Genomic DNA, 20,768 nt, shown 5'->3' on the forward strand with positions numbered 1-20,768 from the left:
CAATGTTTATTGCGGTGCGTACGGGACTCGAACCCGTGACCCCATGCGTGACAGGCATGTATTCTAACCAACTGAACTAACGCACCATTTTGTTTTTCTTTCGTTGCTATCTCTCTCGATTGCGGTTGCAAAGGTACAACTATTTTTTAAACCTGCAATACATTTCCCTGTTTTTTTTCATTTTTTCTTCATTTTAGGAGAAAAAGGGGAGAATTTCAGCTGAAATCTCCCCTTTATAACAAGCTTCAAGTGATTTTTTTCATTTAATACGCTTATATCCGTATACTGCCAAGTCACCCAATTCTTCTTCGATACGGAGCAACTGGTTGTATTTCGCCATACGGTCCGAACGGCTCAGCGAACCGGTCTTGATTTGTCCGCTATTCGTTGCTACAGCTATATCGGCTATGGTGGCATCTTCGGTTTCACCCGAACGATGGGATGTAACCGTAGTATAACCATGGCGGTGTGCCATCTCGATAGCATCCAGCGTTTCGCTAAGTGAGCCTATCTGGTTTACCTTTATCAATATGGAATTAGCACATCCCATAGCGATTCCTTTCGAAAGGAATTCTACATTGGTTACGAACAGGTCATCGCCTACCAGCTGGCAACGTCCGCCGATACGTGCCGTCAGTTTCTGCCAGCCTTCCCAGTCGTTTTCACTCATACCGTCTTCGATAGAATCAATCGGATACTTGTCAATCAGTTCTTCCAGATAAGCGATTTGTTCATCCGATGTACGTTTCTTTCCTTTTTCCCCTTCGAAAATGGTGTAATCGTATACTCCATCCTTATAAAACTCAGATGACGCACAGTCCATACCGATTTTTACATCCTTGCCTGGTTCGTAGCCTGCTGCCCGGATAGCGGCAAGGATGGAGTCAAGTGCGTCTTCCGTACCATTCAATGTCGGAGCAAAACCTCCTTCATCACCTACCGCCGTACTCAGTCCACGGTCGTGCAAAACCTTCTTTAAGGCGTGGAATACTTCTGCACCCATACGCAAGCCTTCACGGAACGAAGAAGCACCTACCGGACGAATCATAAACTCTTGGAATGCAATCGGGGCATCGCTATGCGAACCGCCATTGATGATGTTCATCATCGGAACCGGCATTACATACGTATTTACCCCTCCGATATAGCGATAGAGAGGAATGTGCAGGTAATTTGCAGCAGCTTTTGCCACGGCAAGCGAAACGCCCAAAATGGCATTGGCACCCAAATTCGATTTTGTCTTGGTGCCGTCCAGTTCCAACATTTTCCGGTCGATGGCACGCTGTTCCAGTACAGACCAGCCCGTCAAAGCCGGAGCTATGACCGTATTGATATTCTCTACAGCCTTCAATACACCCTTACCGCCATAGCGTTTCGGATCTTTATCGCGAAGTTCCAACGCTTCGTGCTCGCCTGTAGAAGCCCCAGACGGAACCGAAGCACGTCCCATTATACCAGATTCCAGCATTACATCCACTTCTACGGTAGGATTGCCACGCGAGTCGAGTACTTCACGACCTATGATTGATTTGATTTTCATACATTTATTGATTTTAAAAGTTATTTTCTATGTCCGCAAAATTGCAAACTTTCATCTGTTTTGTCAATACCTGAAAGTAGGTATTTTAAACCGCAAGGGACACAGAAATACCCCTGTATCCCTGTGTCCCCTGTGATGAATTACCGAGCTGTCAAGCAAGGCTTAATAATTCGTTTTCTGCACTTCAAAGTAAGCTTGTGGATGCAAGCAAGCCGGACAAGTTTCGGGAGCTTCCGTACCTACATACAGGTATCCGCAATTACGGCATTGCCATACCACTTCGGTATCTTTCTTGAACACCTTACCTTCTTCTACATTCTTTGCCAGTGCAAGATATCTTTCTTCGTGCCCCTTTTCGGCAACAGCTATTTCACGGTACATCTTGGCGATAGCAGGAAATCCTTCTTCATCGGCAATATCAGCAAACTTCGGATAGTCCAGCGACCATTCCTCGTTCTCGCCTGCTGCAGCAGCCTTCAGGTTTTCCAGCGTAGTTCCGATGACACCCGAAGGATAGCTGGCTGTGATTTCCACCATTCCGCCTTCCAGCCATTTAAACATCCGCTTGGCATGTTCTTTCTCCTGGTCTGCAGTTTCGGTAAAGATAGCGGCAATTTGTTCATATCCTTCTTTCTTTGCCGCACTTGCAAAGTAAGTGTAACGCATTCTTGCCTGTGATTCGCCAGCAAATGAAATACCCAGATTCTTCTCTGTTCTTGTTCCTTTAATACTTTTTCCCATAATCGTTAGTTATTTAGTGGTTAGACATTGTTTTCTTTTCAACATTACAAAGATAGTATTTTTATTCAAATTTGTAATCATTACAATCAATCTTTTATGTTCTATTAAGACTTTCTTGCCTTTTCTTGAAAGATTAACGGGAATGTAGTCGTTTATGTTCGGATAAATATATACTTTTGCACTTCTTTTTTATTATTTTAATTATTTCAATAGGTATATGAAGACATTTCAGTTTAAGCCGAAGCTGGTAGATACGCTTCGGAACTACACCCGGTCGGACTTCTCTACCGACCTGATGGCAGGCATCATCGTAGGCATCGTAGCCCTTCCGCTTGCCATTGCTTTTGGCATCGCTTCGGGAGTAAGTCCCGAAAAAGGCATCATCACCGCTATCGTAGCGGGATTCATCATCTCGCTTTTGGGCGGGAGCAAAGTACAGATAGGCGGACCTACGGGAGCCTTTATCGTTATCATCTACGGCATTATCCAGCAATACGGACTGGAAGGCCTGATGATAGCGACCTTAATGGCGGGCATACTCCTTATTATATTAGGAATGTTCCGGCTGGGCACCATCATCAAGTTCATTCCCTACCCCATCATCATCGGTTTCACAAGCGGTATCGCCCTGACCATCTTCACCACACAGATAGCTGATGTATTCGGCCTGCAATTCGGAGGTGAGAAGGTGCCGGGCGACTTTATCGGCAAATGGATACTCTATGCACGTCATTTCGATACCGTCAACTGGTGGAACGTAGCGGTCAGCATAGCCAGCATCCTGATTATCGCGCTCACGCCCAAGTTCTCGAAAAAGATTCCCGGCTCGCTGGTAGCGATTATCCTTGTGACCGTAGCGGTATACCTGATGAAGATGTACGGAGGTGTGACCAGCATCGACACCATCGGCGACCGCTTCAGCATCCAGTCACAATTACCCGAAGCTACCGTACCTTCGCTCGACTGGGAAGCGGTGAAGAACCTTTTCCCCGTAGCGATAACCATTGCCGTGCTGGGGGCAATAGAGTCTTTACTCTCCGCCACCGTAGCCGACGGAGTCATCGGAGACCATCATGACTCAAACACCGAACTGGTGGCACAGGGCATTGCCAACATTATCTCACCCATCTTCGGCGGCATTCCTGCCACGGGAGCCATTGCCCGCACCATGACCAATATCAACAACGGAGGCCGCTCGCCGATAGCCGGTATCGTTCATGCCATCGTGCTTCTGCTCATCCTGATATTCCTGATGCCGCTCGCCAAGTTCATCCCGATGGCGTGCCTTGCCGGCGTGCTGGTAGTAGTATCCTATAACATGAGTGGCTGGAGAGTATTCAAAGGGCTGCTGAAAAACCCGAAATCCGATGTCACCGTATTGCTTATCACCTTCTTCCTCACCGTGATATTCGACCTGACCGTGGCTATCGAAGTGGGGCTGGTCATCGCCTGTGTATCGTTTATGAAACGAGTGATGGAGACCACGCAGATATCGGTCATCACCGATGAAATCGACCCCAACAAGGAATCGGACGTGGAAACGCACGAAGAACACCTGGTTATCCCCGAAGGCGTGGAAGTGTACGAAATAAACGGACCTTACTTCTTCGGCATCGCCACCAAATTTGAAGAAATCATGGCACGGCTGGGCGACCGCCCGCAGATACGCATCATCCGCATGCGCAAAGTGCCTTTCATCGACTCTACGGGCATACACAACCTGACTACCCTATGCGAGATGTCACAAAAGGAAAACATCCACATCATCCTTTCGGGTGTCAATCCGCAAGTGCACGACGTATTGGAACGGTCGGGCTTCTATACTTTGCTGGGCAAGGAAAACATCTGCAGCAACATCAACGAAGCACTCGATGTGGCACGGAAAGAGCTTGGCGTAAGCTGATGCCTTAATCTGTTAAAGACTTTTGAATAAGAAGGTACGTTTCTTAAAGCATGTTATAAAACACATTTTTATAACCCTAATGCTTGCATATTTCCCAGAAGTCCGTACCTTTGCAATGTGTTTTTCATAGTATTAGATTTAAGGTTAACAAAGGTTGGAGTACAGCGGTACTCCTTTTTTTATGTCCGTACGTTTCGTATGTCCCGATTCTCCAGACTATATTATATAGTCAATAGAAATAAAATGCGAAAAATCATTTGTCATGCTGAGTGCCCATTTCCAATGGAAACTCCATTCGATTATGACGGGGATTTCCCAAAGCTATTGTCATCTAAGGGAGCATTAGCGAAGGATGACAATACATCAAGATTTTTTCGCAAACCAATTTTGTTCTACTATAATGCTCAAATAGTAGATAATAAATTGTCAAATCGTAAATTAAAATAATCAGCGTTTCTGAGCTGACACATTATATAAACTAATTCTCAACATCTACTTATATTCATTATGCTTCCCATTGCGGTGGTTTGTCTTATGCGGAAGGAAGCGGCACTGTAAACGAATATGCCACAATCCCCTTAACATCTTTCAGCGGATGGATGGAGAAACGCACTTCGTTTATGTCTGTATGCAGCGTTGTAGAAATGACAATCCGGTGAAAATCCGATTGTTCCCTATCGCAATCCGGATAATATGTCTTGTAGCTTTTCAGACGGGTTTCAAAGAAATCGGTTATCAACACGTCTTTATCGGGACATTCTTCCGCTGCTTGCAATTTCTTGAAAGCGGCAGAAGCCAGCACTTCCCTTATGACAGCTTGCAAATCATCCGTTATCAGACACGTTTTCCATGCACGGCGCACTTTGTATTGGATTTCATCGGGCTTGGCATTACGCCGTTTGATAACTGCAATTTTAGGCAAATCTGTCAATTGGCTGCTCTCGAATCCTTTTGCAACGAGCAATAAATCCTTGTCATATATCCCACAAAGGCTCATAGAGTTTCCCGATACAACGAATGGCTCGTATTGTGAAGCATCGATTTCTGTTCCGTCAGGGGCATAAAAATGAGTGGTTTCTACCGAAACCGTAACAGCTTCTTTGCTTTTTCCCTCCGTATCTGTACCCGCCGAAACGGCAAGATACCTTGCCTGCCGTGATTCTGCCCGTGAAGCGGCACGTCCCGACCGAATCTTGCATATCAGATATACCAGCCAGACAAAATAGAGGACAGCCAGACAAAGCACTCCTATTAATATATATGTAGCAGTATCCATATCATAATCTGTTTGTGGAAAATGGAATGGAACGCAGAGACACAGAGGCACGGAGTTTTATTTCTGAGAAGACAAGCTTACAGAGAAATGTTTGGGCTCTATGACCTTGCTCTCTTATGTTTATTTCTCTGTACCTCTGTGTTCAATATAAAAAATCACACGGATGTTCTGTAATTCATTTTTGATTGGCTATAAAAGTATTTATAATCATTTTCGTGTTGTCTATGTATTTTCGTGGAGAATCAGAAACACTTAAACGAATTCTTTCCAAACCTTTTCTTGCTTCATCCACATAATCCTTATACCAAACCACTTCATAATGTTCGATATTCCCACTTTTAAGAGGCACTTTTACATTGTGGAATAAGTCAGATTTTGAATCTAAAATCGATTGTTCGGCTGTATGATGTACCACAATACCATAATATTGTACATTTTCTTCCAGCAGATACGCATCAATCAACGCTTGTCCGAAGAACAATTGCTTTGACATATCACACGTAATTATGCCTTCTGCTAAAGCCCCTTTCAACGGAATAGGGTGATTGCGATGAATAGCCGTTTTTATTATTTTAGCCGCAACGTCACAAATCACCAACAAATCTTCTTTTGAATCATTTTGGCTGAATAAAACGATGCTATCAGAAAATTGTGCTAACATGATTCCATTGTTTTCGGTTTCACTTTTTATCACTCCATTTCCCGAACTATTATCCTTCGGCAATTCACCCATTTTTATTTGCTGGACTTCATTAATAATGTTCGTAATGTCTTTATTAAACTCTGTCAATTCATCATACAAAGTTTCCGCTGAATTTCTTGCTACCCTATCCTTAAATCCCATAATATCAAGAAAGACAACAAACCTATTCCGAGTTTGAACGTATTTATCCATTTTATTCTGTAGTTGTTGGAGTGACAGCATAACAATAAACCATAGTAGCCGAAGCGTCTCCGCCACCTGCATTGCCTCGCATTCCCAATTCTAAGTAATACTTTTCCACTTCACGGGCTACGTCCGAAGAATCAGCTGTACGATAAATCCACCATGAATTTTCTTTCACATGATGTTCTTTAAACAATCTGTTCCGGGCATCATTTGATATGCCAATGTAGAAATCAGAATAATAACTTCGTCCGCTTTTTTGCAGATGTTCATTTATGTCTTTGATTATTTGCTCGTAACTATTTGCCATATCCTATGCTTTTATATATAAGCTTTATCCTTAATCATCCTTTTGCAAACTTACAAATAAAACATCAAATTACCAATAAATCAATTGCAGATTTTCAATGAAATCAACACTTTACAAGATTTGTTATGCCGGACGCAATGAAGCAACAAAAATGAGGCTGGCAGGAAATAAAAGCGGAATCTCTCCGCACGGAAACTTCATTTCAAGCCTTTACGCTTCAGGGCATCCGTCACTTCGTCCTCACGGATAGATAGTTGCGCCGCTATGTCCGCTACCGACATGTTATTTGTATAAAGCAAACAAATGGCTGAATCGAACGTTTGATTGATTTTCAGCATTTGTTTTCGTTCTTCTATCATTTTGTCCAGCAACATGATCTTCGTATCCCGTTCTTCTATCTCCGAAAGAAGTTCATCTTCCATATCCATGGCATGGCAAAAGTCCGGGTCTGCCGCAACTCGAAGCAAACGATTCAATAATAGCTGTTCGTCCGGGGGGAAAAGGTCTTCTTCGAGTTCGAGCACATGTTCATTGCCTTTCATGCAATATTCCTGATTGAACACGCTCAATATGCGCTCTAACCGACTGTACGCATGTCCGCTCAGATAAGGACTTTGCACGATAATGCTATCGTAAGGTAAGTTTTCGATAAATTTATCCGATACACCATCCGATATCAGGTTGGTGCTATAGTCTAAAATATGACGCTGTACATAAACCACCGGATTGGTCAATTCCCCTAACTTATGGCATAGAATGTAAACATCCACTACGGGTAAGCCGAAGCGATTTTCTTCCCTTTCCAAAACATCCTCATTTAAGTATTGTGCGGCCAGGTATTGACGCAAATGGGTGGTTTTCGTAGCCCGCCATGTTTTCCGCAACTTTACTACAATTTGACTATCCATCCCATTTACCGTAACAAGCAAATCAATGCGGAATAACAAAGGAATGAAGACTTTATTATGCTTCCCGTCCCGTTTATGCCGCCGTATTTTCACCGAAAGCACTTCCTTTTGCAACAAAGCGGAAATAAACAGCTTCGCCACACATTCGTCTTCCATCATGTGGCTGAATATGCAATCGTAAAAAGGGTTGGCAATAAAGGTCTTCATTGTTTGCTTCATCATTTAAAGTACATCCATATCATAAGCGGCAGATTTCTTCCTTACAGTCAAGCCATGACGGACGAAGTGAAATATCCTGAAGGTATTTTGTTACAATTCACGAGGGTCAACAATCTCAACGCCCGTTTCTGATCCGATAAAATCCTTTACGTTAAACGTCATAACAGAGACTCTGCCCAAACTTTTGTCTTGCATCATCAATCTGATAACCATATCGACCAAACTATAATGCTTGCCCCTTTTCAGTCCCGATTGAACAGCGTTTAAAGCATCCTCACGATATTTATCATCAGTTATCAATTTTACTTTTCCACGCTTGTTCAGATAAGTGAATCTACTAATGCATACCAAATGCACGTATCAACGATAACGCTTTTCATTGGTCAACTTCTTCTTCGGTATGGCTTCCGTAACCTTCCCAAGGCGCAGCATTCCGTTTACCGTAAATAAATGTCCCCATAATTTTACCTGTATCATCATTTTTCCTGATGATATACAATTTGTTGCCTGCTTTCAAATCCAATGCTCCCAGCAAATCTTTTTTCAACACCTCATCGGGATTCTCACCTTGATTATAAGAATATTGAAAGTAAGCCACACTGTCTCCACACGGTTTTGCCTTGTGGTCATCAAGCCAACCGTATAATTTCTCATAATTTCCTCCTATACCTAAATCGTAGGATAACCAATACGTTTTTTCCATATCACTGCTATCATTTTAGTCCACCTGCAAATTTACTAAAAAAACAGAAGAACAACGATTTCTAAAACATTATTTTTGACAACATGAATGCCAATGCCTAATGCAATGAAGCATTCCGGATACAGCTGCCGGGAAATAAAACATTTATTCCTCCGCACGAAGCTTCATTGTTTGCTTTGTGCGGAGGAATAAGAAGTTATTTTGTGTTTAATGGCTTATTGATTAACTTCGCTGGCACCATTCAAATCCTCTTCAGTCATATCGCGGACGCAACGGACATAAATATAGTCATTTTCGCTTTCGGTTGTAATAAATCCCGTTTTTTCAGGATAAGATCCATTTGTATTATGACGCTGAATTTGAAAGACAAATCCTTCACGCTCATTACCCCGACCGGAGAAATCTGTAGCAATGATAAAATAGCGGCTGACATTCTCATTTACATAATTAGTCAATCTACTGACTTCCATAAGCCCTAAAAGTTCTGCCTGGGTGGACATAGCCATCATTTCCCGCAAGTTTGGCACGCGCCATTCATAAGCTCCACCATCTTCTGAATAATTGGCACATGGATTGTTATTCGCGTCTTGTCTATTCCAAATATTACTTTTATAATCTGCATAATCCGTAGCTTTGCGACGTCCACCTTGTTCACCTACACTATACCTTGCTACAACAAAACCGGATGGCAACCGGTTGCCATCTTCGTCTTCTGTATGGGAAGGATATGATCCATAAAATGGCTCGCGATAAATATCCTGATCCAACCAATCAGAGAAATCAAAAATGTAATTCTGCGACCCACTATTTTTCTGTTTAAGCGTATAAGAAGACTTACCTAGCGCCTCATCTCCTACGTTATCTGCTTGGAAATCTCCATTTGGCAGATTACGTACACAACGCACCAAACCGCTTCTTTCGCCGTTATAATCTCCATAGGCACCAATTTCTGCAGCCCACAGTATTTGTTTAACCGAGGTTGTGTTGGTACTTGTATAGTATATAGAACCTTCATCGTAAAAATCCTGAGGATAACCAGAAGTGATATCAGCCCTGTTTCCCAAGAACAATCGGGAGGCTTCCGACATGGCATCAGTACCGATGTTCATACGCAAATATTGATTACATGCCGGTAAGTACCACCGGACTTCATTATCGTCAATCTTCCCATTACCATTCAAATCACGATTACGCGAAAGGCATGCATAATAAGCCGGACTAACGTAAGGGTTATGGATGTAATAAGATTGTGAAGTATTCAATGGCTTATCAATTTTATGCGTTCTCCAATTGGAAGAAGTTGAGGCAAAATAGCCATTGTAAGTATAATTTTCATCTGGAGAATAGCCATCCTGATATACAGAAAGGACTTTGCTCCAATCCATACTTAGGCAATCGGTCAACTGCAACATATTCTCCCTGCCATTGTTGGCATTATCCGGATCGCCCGCATCTTGATAATGATCGTTTATACTAAAACCTAGAGAAATAGGCCGGTTTTCACAATAAGTTTCCACGCCCATTGCATCAATACTATTTGCCATATCGCTGTTGTAAAAAGTCTGGATAGAGCGTTGGATAAAGGCGGTACGCGCTGTGGCATACGTGCTGTTTCCGTCGCCCTCGTTATAGATATGGCTTGCAATCAGCATGGTGCGGTCGTTCTTGTTCGTAAAATCTGCCCAGGTTACAGGTTGACTGGTCACTGGGTTGGTTTCATAGCAGTATTCGTCAATAAAAGCTGTAAAACGGGCGATATAGTGGTATTCAGAATCACCATAATCATATTCTTGGACAAGTTCAATATGAAGGTCTTCCGCCACTGACTGCAATGTGTTCCAATTATCGCCTACTATGATTCTTCCCGTTAACTTGCCTAAAGATACACATAGTTGGTAAGGATTGAGAAGATATTTTCCTTTATAGACATTGTCTTTACATTCATCCCCTGGATAAACGGATATGGCATCTTCCTGTTCTTGCGACAAGAAATATATCCATTTGTAATCCATCCCCACTGTATTCTGTGCTTCGTTCTGTCCGCTAGGGTCCAGAGTATAAGGAGCAATATAACCGGTATTAGGTGCAAATGGAGTTGAGGACTTCAGAATGAAAGAATTACCTATCAATTCATCATCAACAGTTGTCACGCCTTGCTCTTTCAAGCGGTCGGCTATATCAGTCAAATCATATTCCACATAAGCCTGTTCGTAATGGCAATCCAAGTCGAATACCTGCGAGGCTGTTTCACTGCCAATAATATCGCCCTCGGCGCCAGGCTGATCTTCCTTACCTTCTGTTTGAGCCTCCACAATAATACTATTTACCCCTTGCACACGCATAGTATAGGTATAACGCACATTACGCTCCACAGAGAAGTTTCCATATTGCCTGCCACTGAAATCCCCCAAATGGATGGTATAAGAGGTGGATCCTTGATTAATGTAACTACCGTCGGCTGCCGTTTCAACATACTGTCCGGTAATAACAATGTAAGTACTGTTCTGGGGAGCATTTGTCCATGTTTTATCTGCACTTTCTGCACCTTTATCACCGGTCCATTTATCCCTGTCTTCATAAGAAGTCAGTCCGGCTATTTCATTTTGAATATTTTCCGGCACAAAAATGGTGAAAGAAGATACATCATTTACTGCAGCAGGAACAGCATAAGCGCGCGCATTGTAATATTCACGAGCATCATTTTGCGTTCCCAGATCATTTCCGTCCATCGCAATAACCGGACTTTGCGATGCTACCGAATACAAATAATAGTTTTCAGGAGTAAATGTACAACTTCTCCCTGTTCGTTGATCTCGATAATCTGTATGAATATTAAATGTTACTTGAGCCATAGGCCTTACAACCTTAATAATACCTGTCGCAGTTCCGCCACCATTGCCATTAGCAGTTATTGTAACATTATCCGTTTCTCCTCCCATCAACGGAATACTTGGAATCAAAGGTAAGTTATGCTCAGTCCTATAATATGCATTGAGATTAAACAGATGAGACTTAAATTCATCTTCATCCGTTATGCCTTTCAATTCATCCAAACAATTTTCCCAATAGGTTGCCGTAGCACCATTGGCTATGGCATAAAATGTCTTAGTTCCAGTAGTTATAGTAAGAGACGTATTTATCATAAACTTTCTTGTACGTTCATCTTCATTAGAAGTCTGCACATAGTCATTGGACGTAAGATCAAAAGTTTTTTCAAGCTGTCCGCCACTAAAAGCAAACAAAGTGACGCTATTCACTTCGGAATAAGAATCTGCCCTAGCCAGCGCAATATCCTTACTATCAGCCTTATCAACAGAAAACACCAAATTGGTTACTTTCACCAATTCTCCGGATTCGTGTTTTTGACCATTAAACGTATCGTCTGTACATGACAACAGAAGAATAGCAAATAAAGTCAATATATAAAATCGTTTCCCTTTCATAACATTACCTTAATTAAATATGATATCATCCATATCTCCCGCATCCTTCCAAGGCAGTACCCATAATTCCAAATCAGAAATCACAGTCAATTCATGTAAATTCACAGTGCAATTAATTGTAATCAGGCTATTGCGTGGGATATCTGTTGTTTCGCCCTCAATAGCATCTCCTTTTTTAAAAAATACCTGTTCGCTATTAGTTCCTTCTACATTACTACCTAAAGCAATAGTATATAAATGGTCTGAGCTCATGTTAGGTATAGCTGTTGGAAATATATACCCTACAAAAACTTCTTTTTGCTCATTAGAAGGTACTGATTCAGGGGTATTGAAAATAAAATTAAAACGAGTTCGCCTAATTTCTCCCGGCAAATGCAACGGGCTGTGAGCATAATAATACACCTTGTTTGTAAAGAAGCGTCCAAAGTTGACGGACTGTATAGTCAAATCCTGAGCCATGGCATTGGTGACATTCACCACTATTTTGGACACGCAACGGACTAAAGGAATTTCTATATCTATGGATGTGGCATTGGTCAAGTCTATAGGCGCACTGTTTTCTTCCTTTGTGTCCATATAAAGCCCGCTATTGTAATCATGATGCCCGCCAGTTCCCGTGCCACTGCCAGCTCCCGTAAGTATATCATAACCTCCTTTTATTCCTGTCATGGGCAAGCCAAACTCTGCTATTGTCTTGATAGAAATAGTATGTTCCACATCAGAAAATGTAGAAAAAGTAGCTGCTGTCTGTGGAAAAGCCGGAGTTTCATTATCCCACGCTCTATTGAAAATATTCTTTAAGCCGTTATTCTCGTATTCATTACTGAAGTCCTCCATCAAGCTCGCCGTGTCAAAACTTCTGCCCATGCTCTTTTCATTGGCTATTGCCAAGAAACGGACTTTGGTGCGAGGTAATTGCAGCGTGATGGTTTGTTCCTCTGTTTTGCCTTCCGCGCCTCCTAAACCCTCCCGATACCAATTATCCAGAATCTTCCAATTTTCGTCTAATACAATCACGCGTAAGGCTTTGATGCCCTCGTTGGCATCCATATTGGTATCTGCACCACCATTGGCACGGGTGGAGACACGGATATTCACTGTTGCCAATTCTGTGTCGGACACTTCCGATTGTATCAAAGCATCATTTGAACAGGCTTGGAACAGCATTGCCCATACTCCTATCAATACTATGTATAAACGACTTCTCATATTTTCTTTTTAATTAGCAGAAACAGGGTCTCCCCATACGACATCTTCGGTTTTGACAGATGTGTCCCAATTTACTACGTATGCTTTTATCGTAGCATTTACATTATCTTCCGGAGTAACCGGACCGATGGTTGAAATGCTTGTCACATTTATCTGATAAATGTTATTCCGCACAATGGCGTATTCCATCGGGCTGACCTTATCAGGGTCGCCATCATCGGCATGGCGTATCCAATAGGTATAGTAGCAAATGCCGTCCGTATATTTAGTAATACCGTAATCGGTACAATTATCATCTTTTAAATCAATATCAATAAAAGCATTGCTATATTTCTTTACATCATCTAAAGATGCAAACGCTTGGTTATCATACCAATAAAATGTGCCGTCAGCTGTTGTTATATTGGCTGGTTTATATTGTGCCTTGAACATCACGCCCGTACAGTAGTACTCTCTTTTTGTAGGGTCAGTGAGCATCCCGGCTGGAAGGACATTCTCTTCTACATAGTCCAAACGGTGGAAAGTTATGCCATCCTGTTCAGAGGTAATCTCGCTTTCCAGTTTGTCTATGGAGACCCAGTTATTCTCCCAATGACTCATATTGTTTTTGTTGTAATAGAAGGAATGGTCATAAGGTTGCTGACCGTCCTCTCTTTCTTGTATGTCCGGAGGAGTCAGCGTCATGGGGCCTATCACGTAGTTGGTAGCAGGACCTGTCCCATCAACGGGCAGTTCATCGCCCAGATAGTTTACGGTCATACCTGCTGCCAGTTCCGTCCCTTCAGATACCCGCTTGAACCAATAAGAGCGTTCATAGTCTCCCTTTGTCGCCAAGTTCTTGTCGTTCATGGTATATTTGTTTACCGTTACCAGTGCCTGCAATACCACTTTATCACCTTCAGCCCCTTCCACTTCATATTCGCCTCTCTCGTTCACGTGGCAATCTATCCGTGCCGCCAACCGTTCCACGTCAATATTCACCGTGGCAGGATTATTAATACTATTGTTTCCTTCTATCTTTACAGAGTTAATTCTTTTCTCCGCATCGAATGTAGGATTGGCAGAAGACATCACAAACCACGCCATGTCTTCTGTGGTATGCGTTATCGCTTCTGCCGATGCGGCATTCCTCAACTCCTCCAGCGTGTTGAAGTCCATGGACATCTTCACTCCGTCCAAGTTTGTTATCGCCAGCACGTCATACGTCTTGCCTATCTCCATTCCATCTATTTCCCGTGGTTCGGTATAATATCTCGTACCTGCCCCATAAAGGCTATTGCCCAAGGTAAACTCTATAGGACCTATTATGGAAATGTTGCCGTCCGCATTGATACCTTTCCTTTTCCCGTTCTCGTCTTCTCCTCCGTCAAAGAAATAGAGATAAAGGTTGTGGACCGCATTTTCATTACTCTCTCCCGGCCATTCACCATCTCCCTTTTCCCCCGGCGTAGGCTGACCCACTCTTGACGCATTCCCGCCCTCGGTATTCACCACCACGCTTACGTACACGCCGCTGCCCGGCTCTTCTTCCGCTACCGGAGCGGGAAGGGAGTCTTTCTTGCAGCTGGCGGATAGCAGTGCCAGCAAGAAGGTGAGGAACAGGTATGTCAATCTGGGTTGCTTCATGTTGAGGGTCGGATTTAGTCTAATGATACATTCTGGATGCGCTTGCTCCAGCCAAGGATGCCGATGGAGACATCGGTGTACTGCCACTCGCCTCCTTTCAGGAAGAAGGTGAGGCGGAAGTCGTAGCCACGGTCGAGAAACTCTTGCAGGGTGTAACGCTGCGTCTCGTCGTAGTTACGAAGCTGGCCGATCAGGTTGCACAGGTCGGCTTCTATCACCGTACGCTCCGACTCACGGTGACGGATGGTAAGCGTTGCTTCGTTGTCTGCATCGTCGTAAAGGCGGGCGGTCATGAAGTCGGCATGTGCCGTGCGTCCGGCTCCGGCGCGCGAAGAACTGTCGTCGGAAGTGTTCCACTTCATGTATGGCGCATAGACGGCTACAGAAGCGGTAAGGTCTGCCACCATGTCGGCACGGCTCGGATTGCAATTCATTATCAGGTTGCGGTGGGATATGGAGAACGTATAGTCGTCCACATCCATGCGTTCCGGATGGTCTATCTCACGGAGCGAGATGGAAATCGACTTCGTGTCGCGCACCAGCGAAAGGGTATCATACGCGTAACGGTCGGAAGGGACATAAACCGACTGCTCGCTGATGGCATACCACAAGGTGTCGAGCGGATTCACTTCACGGTCCACTATCGCCCAATCATCGCCTACGTGTACGTGCTTCAGCATGACGGAAAAATCTTCCATCCTGTCGCCCGGCTGTGGTGCTTCCGACAGATACATGCCACTCGGCTCAGCCTCTAAGTCTTCGTACTCATGCTGGTCGGCTAACGCAATGAAGCGGTAGCGTCCTTCGGGAAGGTCGAAATACATGCGGTAAGGTTCTGCCTGATGCATGTCGGGTTGCACGAACGAGGTGACATAACGCCCTTCTTCGTCGTAAACGAATACGCCTATGCTGCCCACATGGTCGATGAGGTCGGCACGCTGCAGGTTGTAATCGTATTTGAAGCTGAGCCATAAGCCGTGTTCGCATCCGCTGCGGTCGTCGTACATCCAGTCGGTGCAGGATGTGAGTCCCGCTCCTGCCACAAGGAGAGCCAGCATTCGTATGATGTGTTTCACTTTCATTTCGTTTTGTTTTTTATTGAACACAGAGGCGTAAAGTTTCTTTATTTGAACATTTTCATCGAACACAGAGGCACAAAGGCACAGAGGTTTTTATTTGATTCAACCGCAGCTTCATGTCGCTGTGTTCAATGGTTTTTAATGATAGAATGGTTCTATCAGTTTTTTAGAGCTCTACATCTTGAGTACGTTTTGCCCAAGAGAGAATATTGATAGCGCAACGAATCCAAGATTCCTCATCATCAGGTGTATCTCCTGGATCTGGTTCCGGAATTTCTGGCGACCCAGGGCCACTTACTTCAGTAACCGTTAATTCATACCAGTTATTACGAACGACACCATAACGTCCTAAATGATCTGCTGCTGTATATGCACCATTTGTATATGGGGTAAGATCATCTCCAAAATGTTTAATAAATGCTGAATAATAGTAAGCAACTCCATTTTGATAAAATTTAATATCTCCGCTAAAACGAGAATCAGCCAACAATTTTGTCGCTTGTTCTTCTGTTATTCCTAGCCACGTAGCTACTTCAGATGCAGTGTTATACGTACCTCCTTTACCCGTAATATCATCAGATGTTAAAGCGTCATCATTTGTAAGATTCAAAATTGTATTAACTAAATTCAAGAAATTTTTTTCTGTATAAATTTCTGATGTCTTACCAAGCATAAAGAAATTATCACCTGCATTTGCACCACTTGGGGTAAAAGTCGTTTTAAATAATACACCAGTCAACTCTTTTTCTTTCATCTGAGTCTCATTTGTAGTATTCTCTAAACAATATTGAGGATGCTCACTACCTGCTGCCGTAGCTGAATTATCTATTGTCCCCCAAGTAATAGTTGAATTCTCATAATCTTCACTACTATATGTTTGAAGGATATTCGCCCCTGCTGCAGTATCGTAATTAGGATCTATTGCCCAATAAACACGATAAAATTCATCATCATTTCCGAAAAAACGATTTCCACTATTTGCAGTAGCTCCAGTAGGCATTGTATATCCAGACCATGTCTTCCAAGCGGATACATTACGGACTAAATAGGTTACGGTATTAGTTGTATTTAATAGCCAACCTTCAAAATTAACTGTTGCACCATTAAAATCACCACTACTAATTGTTAAAGATGTATTTGTCTGAGCTTTGACTTTTACCGTTGTTTTTGCAACTGCACGTTCTACATATATTTCATCGGGGGCAGCAGCATTTGCATCATCCTCACTATCTTGAACAGACAATTCTACCAAGGTCGTAACATCTTGATTTGTTTGTGTTTCTCTTCCTTTTACACTAGCTTTTGGTGAATTTGTCATAAAAAATCCACCAGTTGTAGCTGTGCTATTAGCTAGCGTAGCAATATCAGAAATTGCATATCCTGTTCCTGTATTCAACTGAGAAAGAGCACCGGTAAAATCCTCGAACTGTCCACTCGTTGTTTTTTTCCATTGTAGTTTATCATGTGCGCCAGATGTTCCTGTTGTTACTTGAAACAACCCATTATTATTCAAAATAACCAAGCCATACACATTACCCGTAGCAGGTTTATTTATTTCAATTGCTTGAGTCGTGTATCTTGTTGTTACATTATCACTTGGTTGAGATTCCAATGTTGGGGTTAAATTAAATGCTTGGCTATATGTTGCTGAACTCTCTGCTGTTCCTGTAAAAAGAACTAAGATTGCATTATTTACAGCATATTCAGCCGCAATACCATCTTCAAAATCGTCATTAGCAGCACGTGAGTTCTCACCTGAAGTCGTAGGCAAATTTAAGGCTATTCTAATATAACCTTTATCACTTGTTGTTCCGCCAGAATTCCCAGCCCCAGCATCTTCCAAATTGTCGCTACAAGCGGCGAACATGCCAGCCGCGAGCAACATCGCTAAATACTTCACTTTTTTCATAATCGTAATATAATTAAATTAGTAATCTCAGTTTTCGGGGCTTTTATCAAGCCCTGTCGCATTCTCTATCTCTTGCCTTGACTTATGGGGAAATACGGAGAGTAATCTACCTCCTTCCGCAACAAGATTATTAATCTTATGCGTGTAAGATTATTAATCTTCCGGCTGTAAGATTATTATTCTTCCGCCTGTAAGATTATTAATCTTACAAAACAGGAAGCGGTATGGAGGGGATAAAGAGGCAGGCTAAGCGAGCCGCCGCTAAAAGATGTAATCGGGTAAGAATAACAGTGCGGATGCATCCGGGCGTATGCGATACGCCCCTACAGAAGTCATTTATCTAATACTCCATGCGAAATAAGTTTGTGCTTTTTTATAAACGCAGAGACGCAAAGGCGCAGAGACTTTATATTTAGAGAGGGCAAAGAGCACAGAGAGTGGCATCGGTTAGCTCCGTGTCCTTTGCGTCTCTGCGTTTAATTTCCAAATGCACAAATACATCCCGCACACAGTATAATTAAAAATCCGTGTAATCTGTGGTGAAAACATCCTATACCGCAAAGTTACACTTTATTTCCGTATTTCCCAATAAGTCAAAGAGCAATATTTATTTTAATGAAGAATGAAGAATGAGGAATGAAGAATCCTCGCATTCTTAATTCTTCATTCATCATCAACTTATACCAAACGTATCTCTAAATTCTTCATTCTTAATTCTTCATTCTTCATTTTTATAGTCCTTTCAGGTTTGTTTCGGCTTCCTTCAGTCCCGCCTCGGCAGCCTTACGCAAATGGGTTTCGGCTTCGGCGTAACGGTCCAACATCCGCATGGCTACTCCCCGGGCATTGGCTGCCTGCGGCGTGTCGCCCGCCTTCGTCAAGTAAGGCAACGCCTGTTCTGCCAAACCGTGTTCCAGCAAGGCATTTGCCGCATTGAGGTTGGCTACGGGGTCGGTGGGATAATATTGCACCGCTATCTGGAACACCTCGATGAATTCGGGGCTTCCGGGCTGGTAGGTCTGTGCTACGGCAAACATCTCCTGAAGCGAAAGGTTCTGCGGACGGGTGCGGATGACTTGCTTCGCCTCGTCTACATTGAAACCTCGTATCACGTAGTCGATACGGTAATCGGAGCGGCGCAGTCCGGGATAGCAATCGGCAAGCAAGGAGCGGTATGCCTGCGGATAGGCATTGCGCAAGCGGCGTTCCTTGGCGTCGGGTTCTTCCCCGCTGTCGATGATCCGCAAGATGCCTTCCTTGTCGGCAAGGGTGCTTTGGGCAACGTATGCACGCAGCCCTTCCCAGTTCTCCGGCTCGTATGCCACCACAAACAGGCTATCCGCCAAGCCGTAACGCCCGATGATGTAAGCCTTCAACGCCTCGGTACGTCCCTGAGCCAAACGTGCGTTCGAGCGGTAAGTGCCTTCGGGTGAAGCGTATCCCTTGACTTGCATCTGCACGATGCGCACATCGGCATCGCCCTGCACGCTGTCTATGGTAGCGCGTATCTTAGCCAACTCTGCCGGATTGCGGCGATAGTCGGGATAAATGTCGGTTTTGTTCACCGGGAAATCGAGGTAAGCCTGCCCGCTGAGGCGGCGGCTCTTTACGGTTTCCACTTGGGGGGCAATGTATGCCAAGGCAGGATGCCAAGCAATGTCTGCCACCGCCAAGGGACGCTGTGCCCTACTGATAACCTGCCCGCACCCGCACTGGTCTTCGCCCAAATAAAGGGAAGCTCCTTCCATCCACGGTTCGTATGCCAACGCCGTCTGATAATCCAACCGTTGCGCTACCGCCTTATCGCGCTTCACCACGCGGCAAGGAGCACCGGCATACGTAAGCGAGTCGTTGCGCAGGTAGTAGAGGTAACGCTTGCGCCCCATCACTTCGATGGCGGGCAGCCAACGGTCGCCCCCTTCGCCCTTAAAGAAAGGCTGAAGCACCACCGAACGATTGGAACGCACCTCCAAACTGTCGAGGCTGACGCGGAAAGCGATACGCACACTGTCGCGCGCACGGCTTATCTGTATGCTGTCGACCCGCACACTGCCTTGAGGCTGCTGCGCCTGTGCCAAAGGCATTGCCAGCCACAGGAACAGGCTGCCGAAGAATAAATAAGGCATTATGTCATAAGCTTTTCGTTTCATAGATTGCTGTCTCCTCTTCCGTTAGAATACATAAATCAGATTGATAGCCGCCTTGGTAGGCCCCACGTAATGGTGTGGCTTGTTGTTTTCCAGCTGCTCTCCGCAGCGCGGACACTCGTACTTATCTGCCTGAGTATAGACATATCCGATGCCTATCTCAGCCTCCACACTCCAATGCCTGCCCAGCATCCAGTGGTATCCGTAGGCTATGCCTGCCCCTACCAGCCAGCCTTCGTAGCGGTGTTCTTTCAGCTGTCCGAAATCGGTACCCAGGAAAGTAAAGTCTGTATTCCAGTTTCCCATATTATAGATGCCGCCTACAAGATGCGCACCGACAAAATGTCCGTTAAAACGTTCGCACAGCCAATAGCGTGCTTCGGGCTGCAGCACCCAGTGTTTCCATTTCTTATTATCGCTGAAAGTCCATGCATTGAGATTCCCCGAAATGTCTACAGTCCATTTCGGAGCCACTTTAAATTCTATACCAAGATTTGCTGTTGCGGTTATGTCGTATAATAAATTAGTCTTTACCACCACATTCTGTGCAGATGCGGTAAGACTTGCCACGACCAGACAAATACTTACAATTAGTAATCTCATACTGAACTTTTTTAATCTCTATCGAACCTCTATCAAAACGGGGTAAATGTAGCAATTAATTACCAAATACAAATATATTTAAGATACGAGTGTTTAATTTTTAAAACATATTAACAAACAGGAAGGGTAAATTAACAAGTTGTAAAATAACGGATAATTTCAGAAGCTGTTTTGAATTTATCGTGCGATGATTTGGGATGAGTTTTTGAGGCATTTTCGCTTCTGTGATGAGGAAGATAGCGGGCTATCTGACGAAGAACAGGAGC

Annotated in this window: 15 protein-coding genes and 1 tRNA gene; 1 reads left to right on the forward strand and 15 read right to left on the reverse strand. The window is 43.8% G+C overall.

Annotated features, from left to right (window positions below; translation table 11 throughout):
• Positions 1–12 precede the first annotated feature (12 nt).
• The 3 genes from B5F71_RS13245 to rbr form a co-directional block, all read right to left on the reverse strand.
• A tRNA-Asp gene (locus tag B5F71_RS13245) sits at positions 13–86 on the reverse strand.
• 173 nt (positions 87–259) lie between these two features.
• Positions 260–1,540: a phosphopyruvate hydratase gene (gene eno, locus B5F71_RS13250; protein WP_022038855.1), complete on the reverse strand. Its 1,281-nt coding sequence runs from the start codon at positions 1,538–1,540 to the stop codon at positions 260–262.
• Positions 1,541–1,702: 162 nt separating this feature from the next.
• Positions 1,703–2,281, reverse strand: coding sequence for a rubrerythrin (rbr, locus tag B5F71_RS13255; RefSeq protein WP_013618245.1), 579 nt, complete (start codon positions 2,279–2,281; stop codon positions 1,703–1,705).
• 217 nt (positions 2,282–2,498) lie between these two features.
• On the opposite strand from rbr, the gene sulP reads away from it, so the two are divergent.
• On the forward strand, positions 2,499–4,184 hold the full coding sequence (sulP, locus tag B5F71_RS13260; protein ID WP_087211102.1) for a sulfate permease: 1,686 nt from the start codon (positions 2,499–2,501) through the stop codon (positions 4,182–4,184).
• A gap of 532 nt (positions 4,185–4,716) precedes the next feature.
• Here the strand turns inward: sulP and B5F71_RS13270 are convergent.
• From B5F71_RS13270 to B5F71_RS13330, 12 genes are all read right to left on the reverse strand, one after another.
• On the reverse strand, positions 4,717–5,460 hold the full coding sequence (locus B5F71_RS13270; protein ID WP_087211111.1) for a hypothetical protein: 744 nt from the start codon (positions 5,458–5,460) through the stop codon (positions 4,717–4,719).
• A 175-nt stretch (positions 5,461–5,635) separates the two neighbouring features.
• Positions 5,636–6,355 (reverse strand): hypothetical protein, encoded by a 720-nt coding sequence (locus B5F71_RS13275; protein WP_087211114.1) that lies wholly within the window; start codon positions 6,353–6,355, stop codon positions 5,636–5,638.
• A 1-nt stretch (position 6,356) separates the two neighbouring features.
• Entirely contained in the window at positions 6,357–6,656 is a 300-nt protein-coding gene (locus tag B5F71_RS13280; protein WP_087211116.1) for a hypothetical protein, read from the reverse strand.
• Between the two features lie 197 nt (positions 6,657–6,853).
• Entirely contained in the window at positions 6,854–7,771 is a 918-nt protein-coding gene (locus B5F71_RS13285; RefSeq protein ID WP_143269902.1) for a hypothetical protein, read from the reverse strand.
• Positions 7,772–8,159: 388 nt separating this feature from the next.
• On the reverse strand, positions 8,160–8,486 hold the full coding sequence (locus tag B5F71_RS13295; protein ID WP_087211127.1) for a hypothetical protein: 327 nt from the start codon (positions 8,484–8,486) through the stop codon (positions 8,160–8,162).
• Positions 8,487–8,701: 215 nt separating this feature from the next.
• The gene (locus B5F71_RS13300) at positions 8,702–11,929 is read right to left on the reverse strand and encodes a DUF4906 domain-containing protein (protein ID WP_087211130.1); all 3,228 of its coding nucleotides are present in this window, start codon (positions 11,927–11,929) and stop codon (positions 8,702–8,704) included.
• Positions 11,930–11,938: 9 nt separating this feature from the next.
• Positions 11,939–13,138 (reverse strand): hypothetical protein, encoded by a 1,200-nt coding sequence (locus tag B5F71_RS13305; protein ID WP_143269903.1) that lies wholly within the window; start codon positions 13,136–13,138, stop codon positions 11,939–11,941.
• Between the two features lie 9 nt (positions 13,139–13,147).
• Complete coding sequence (locus B5F71_RS13310) at positions 13,148–14,764, reverse strand: Mfa1 family fimbria major subunit (RefSeq protein ID WP_087211134.1); 1,617 nt, start codon at positions 14,762–14,764, stop codon at positions 13,148–13,150.
• 14 nt (positions 14,765–14,778) lie between these two features.
• Positions 14,779–15,846, reverse strand: coding sequence for a FimB/Mfa2 family fimbrial subunit (locus B5F71_RS13315; protein ID WP_143269904.1), 1,068 nt, complete (start codon positions 15,844–15,846; stop codon positions 14,779–14,781).
• Between the two features lie 163 nt (positions 15,847–16,009).
• A complete protein-coding gene (locus tag B5F71_RS13320) occupies positions 16,010–17,752 on the reverse strand; it encodes an Mfa1 family fimbria major subunit (RefSeq protein WP_087211140.1) in 1,743 nt (580 codons plus the stop codon).
• 731 nt (positions 17,753–18,483) lie between these two features.
• A complete protein-coding gene (locus B5F71_RS13325; protein ID WP_087211143.1) occupies positions 18,484–19,902 on the reverse strand; it encodes a DUF3868 domain-containing protein in 1,419 nt (472 codons plus the stop codon).
• Between the two features lie 21 nt (positions 19,903–19,923).
• Complete coding sequence (locus B5F71_RS13330; protein WP_087211146.1) at positions 19,924–20,502, reverse strand: DUF3575 domain-containing protein; 579 nt, start codon at positions 20,500–20,502, stop codon at positions 19,924–19,926.
• Positions 20,503–20,768 lie beyond the last annotated feature (266 nt).

The sequence above is a fragment of the Bacteroides sp. An269 genome (genome assembly GCF_002159755.1).
GTDB lineage: Bacteria > Bacteroidota > Bacteroidia > Bacteroidales > Bacteroidaceae > Phocaeicola > Phocaeicola intestinalis.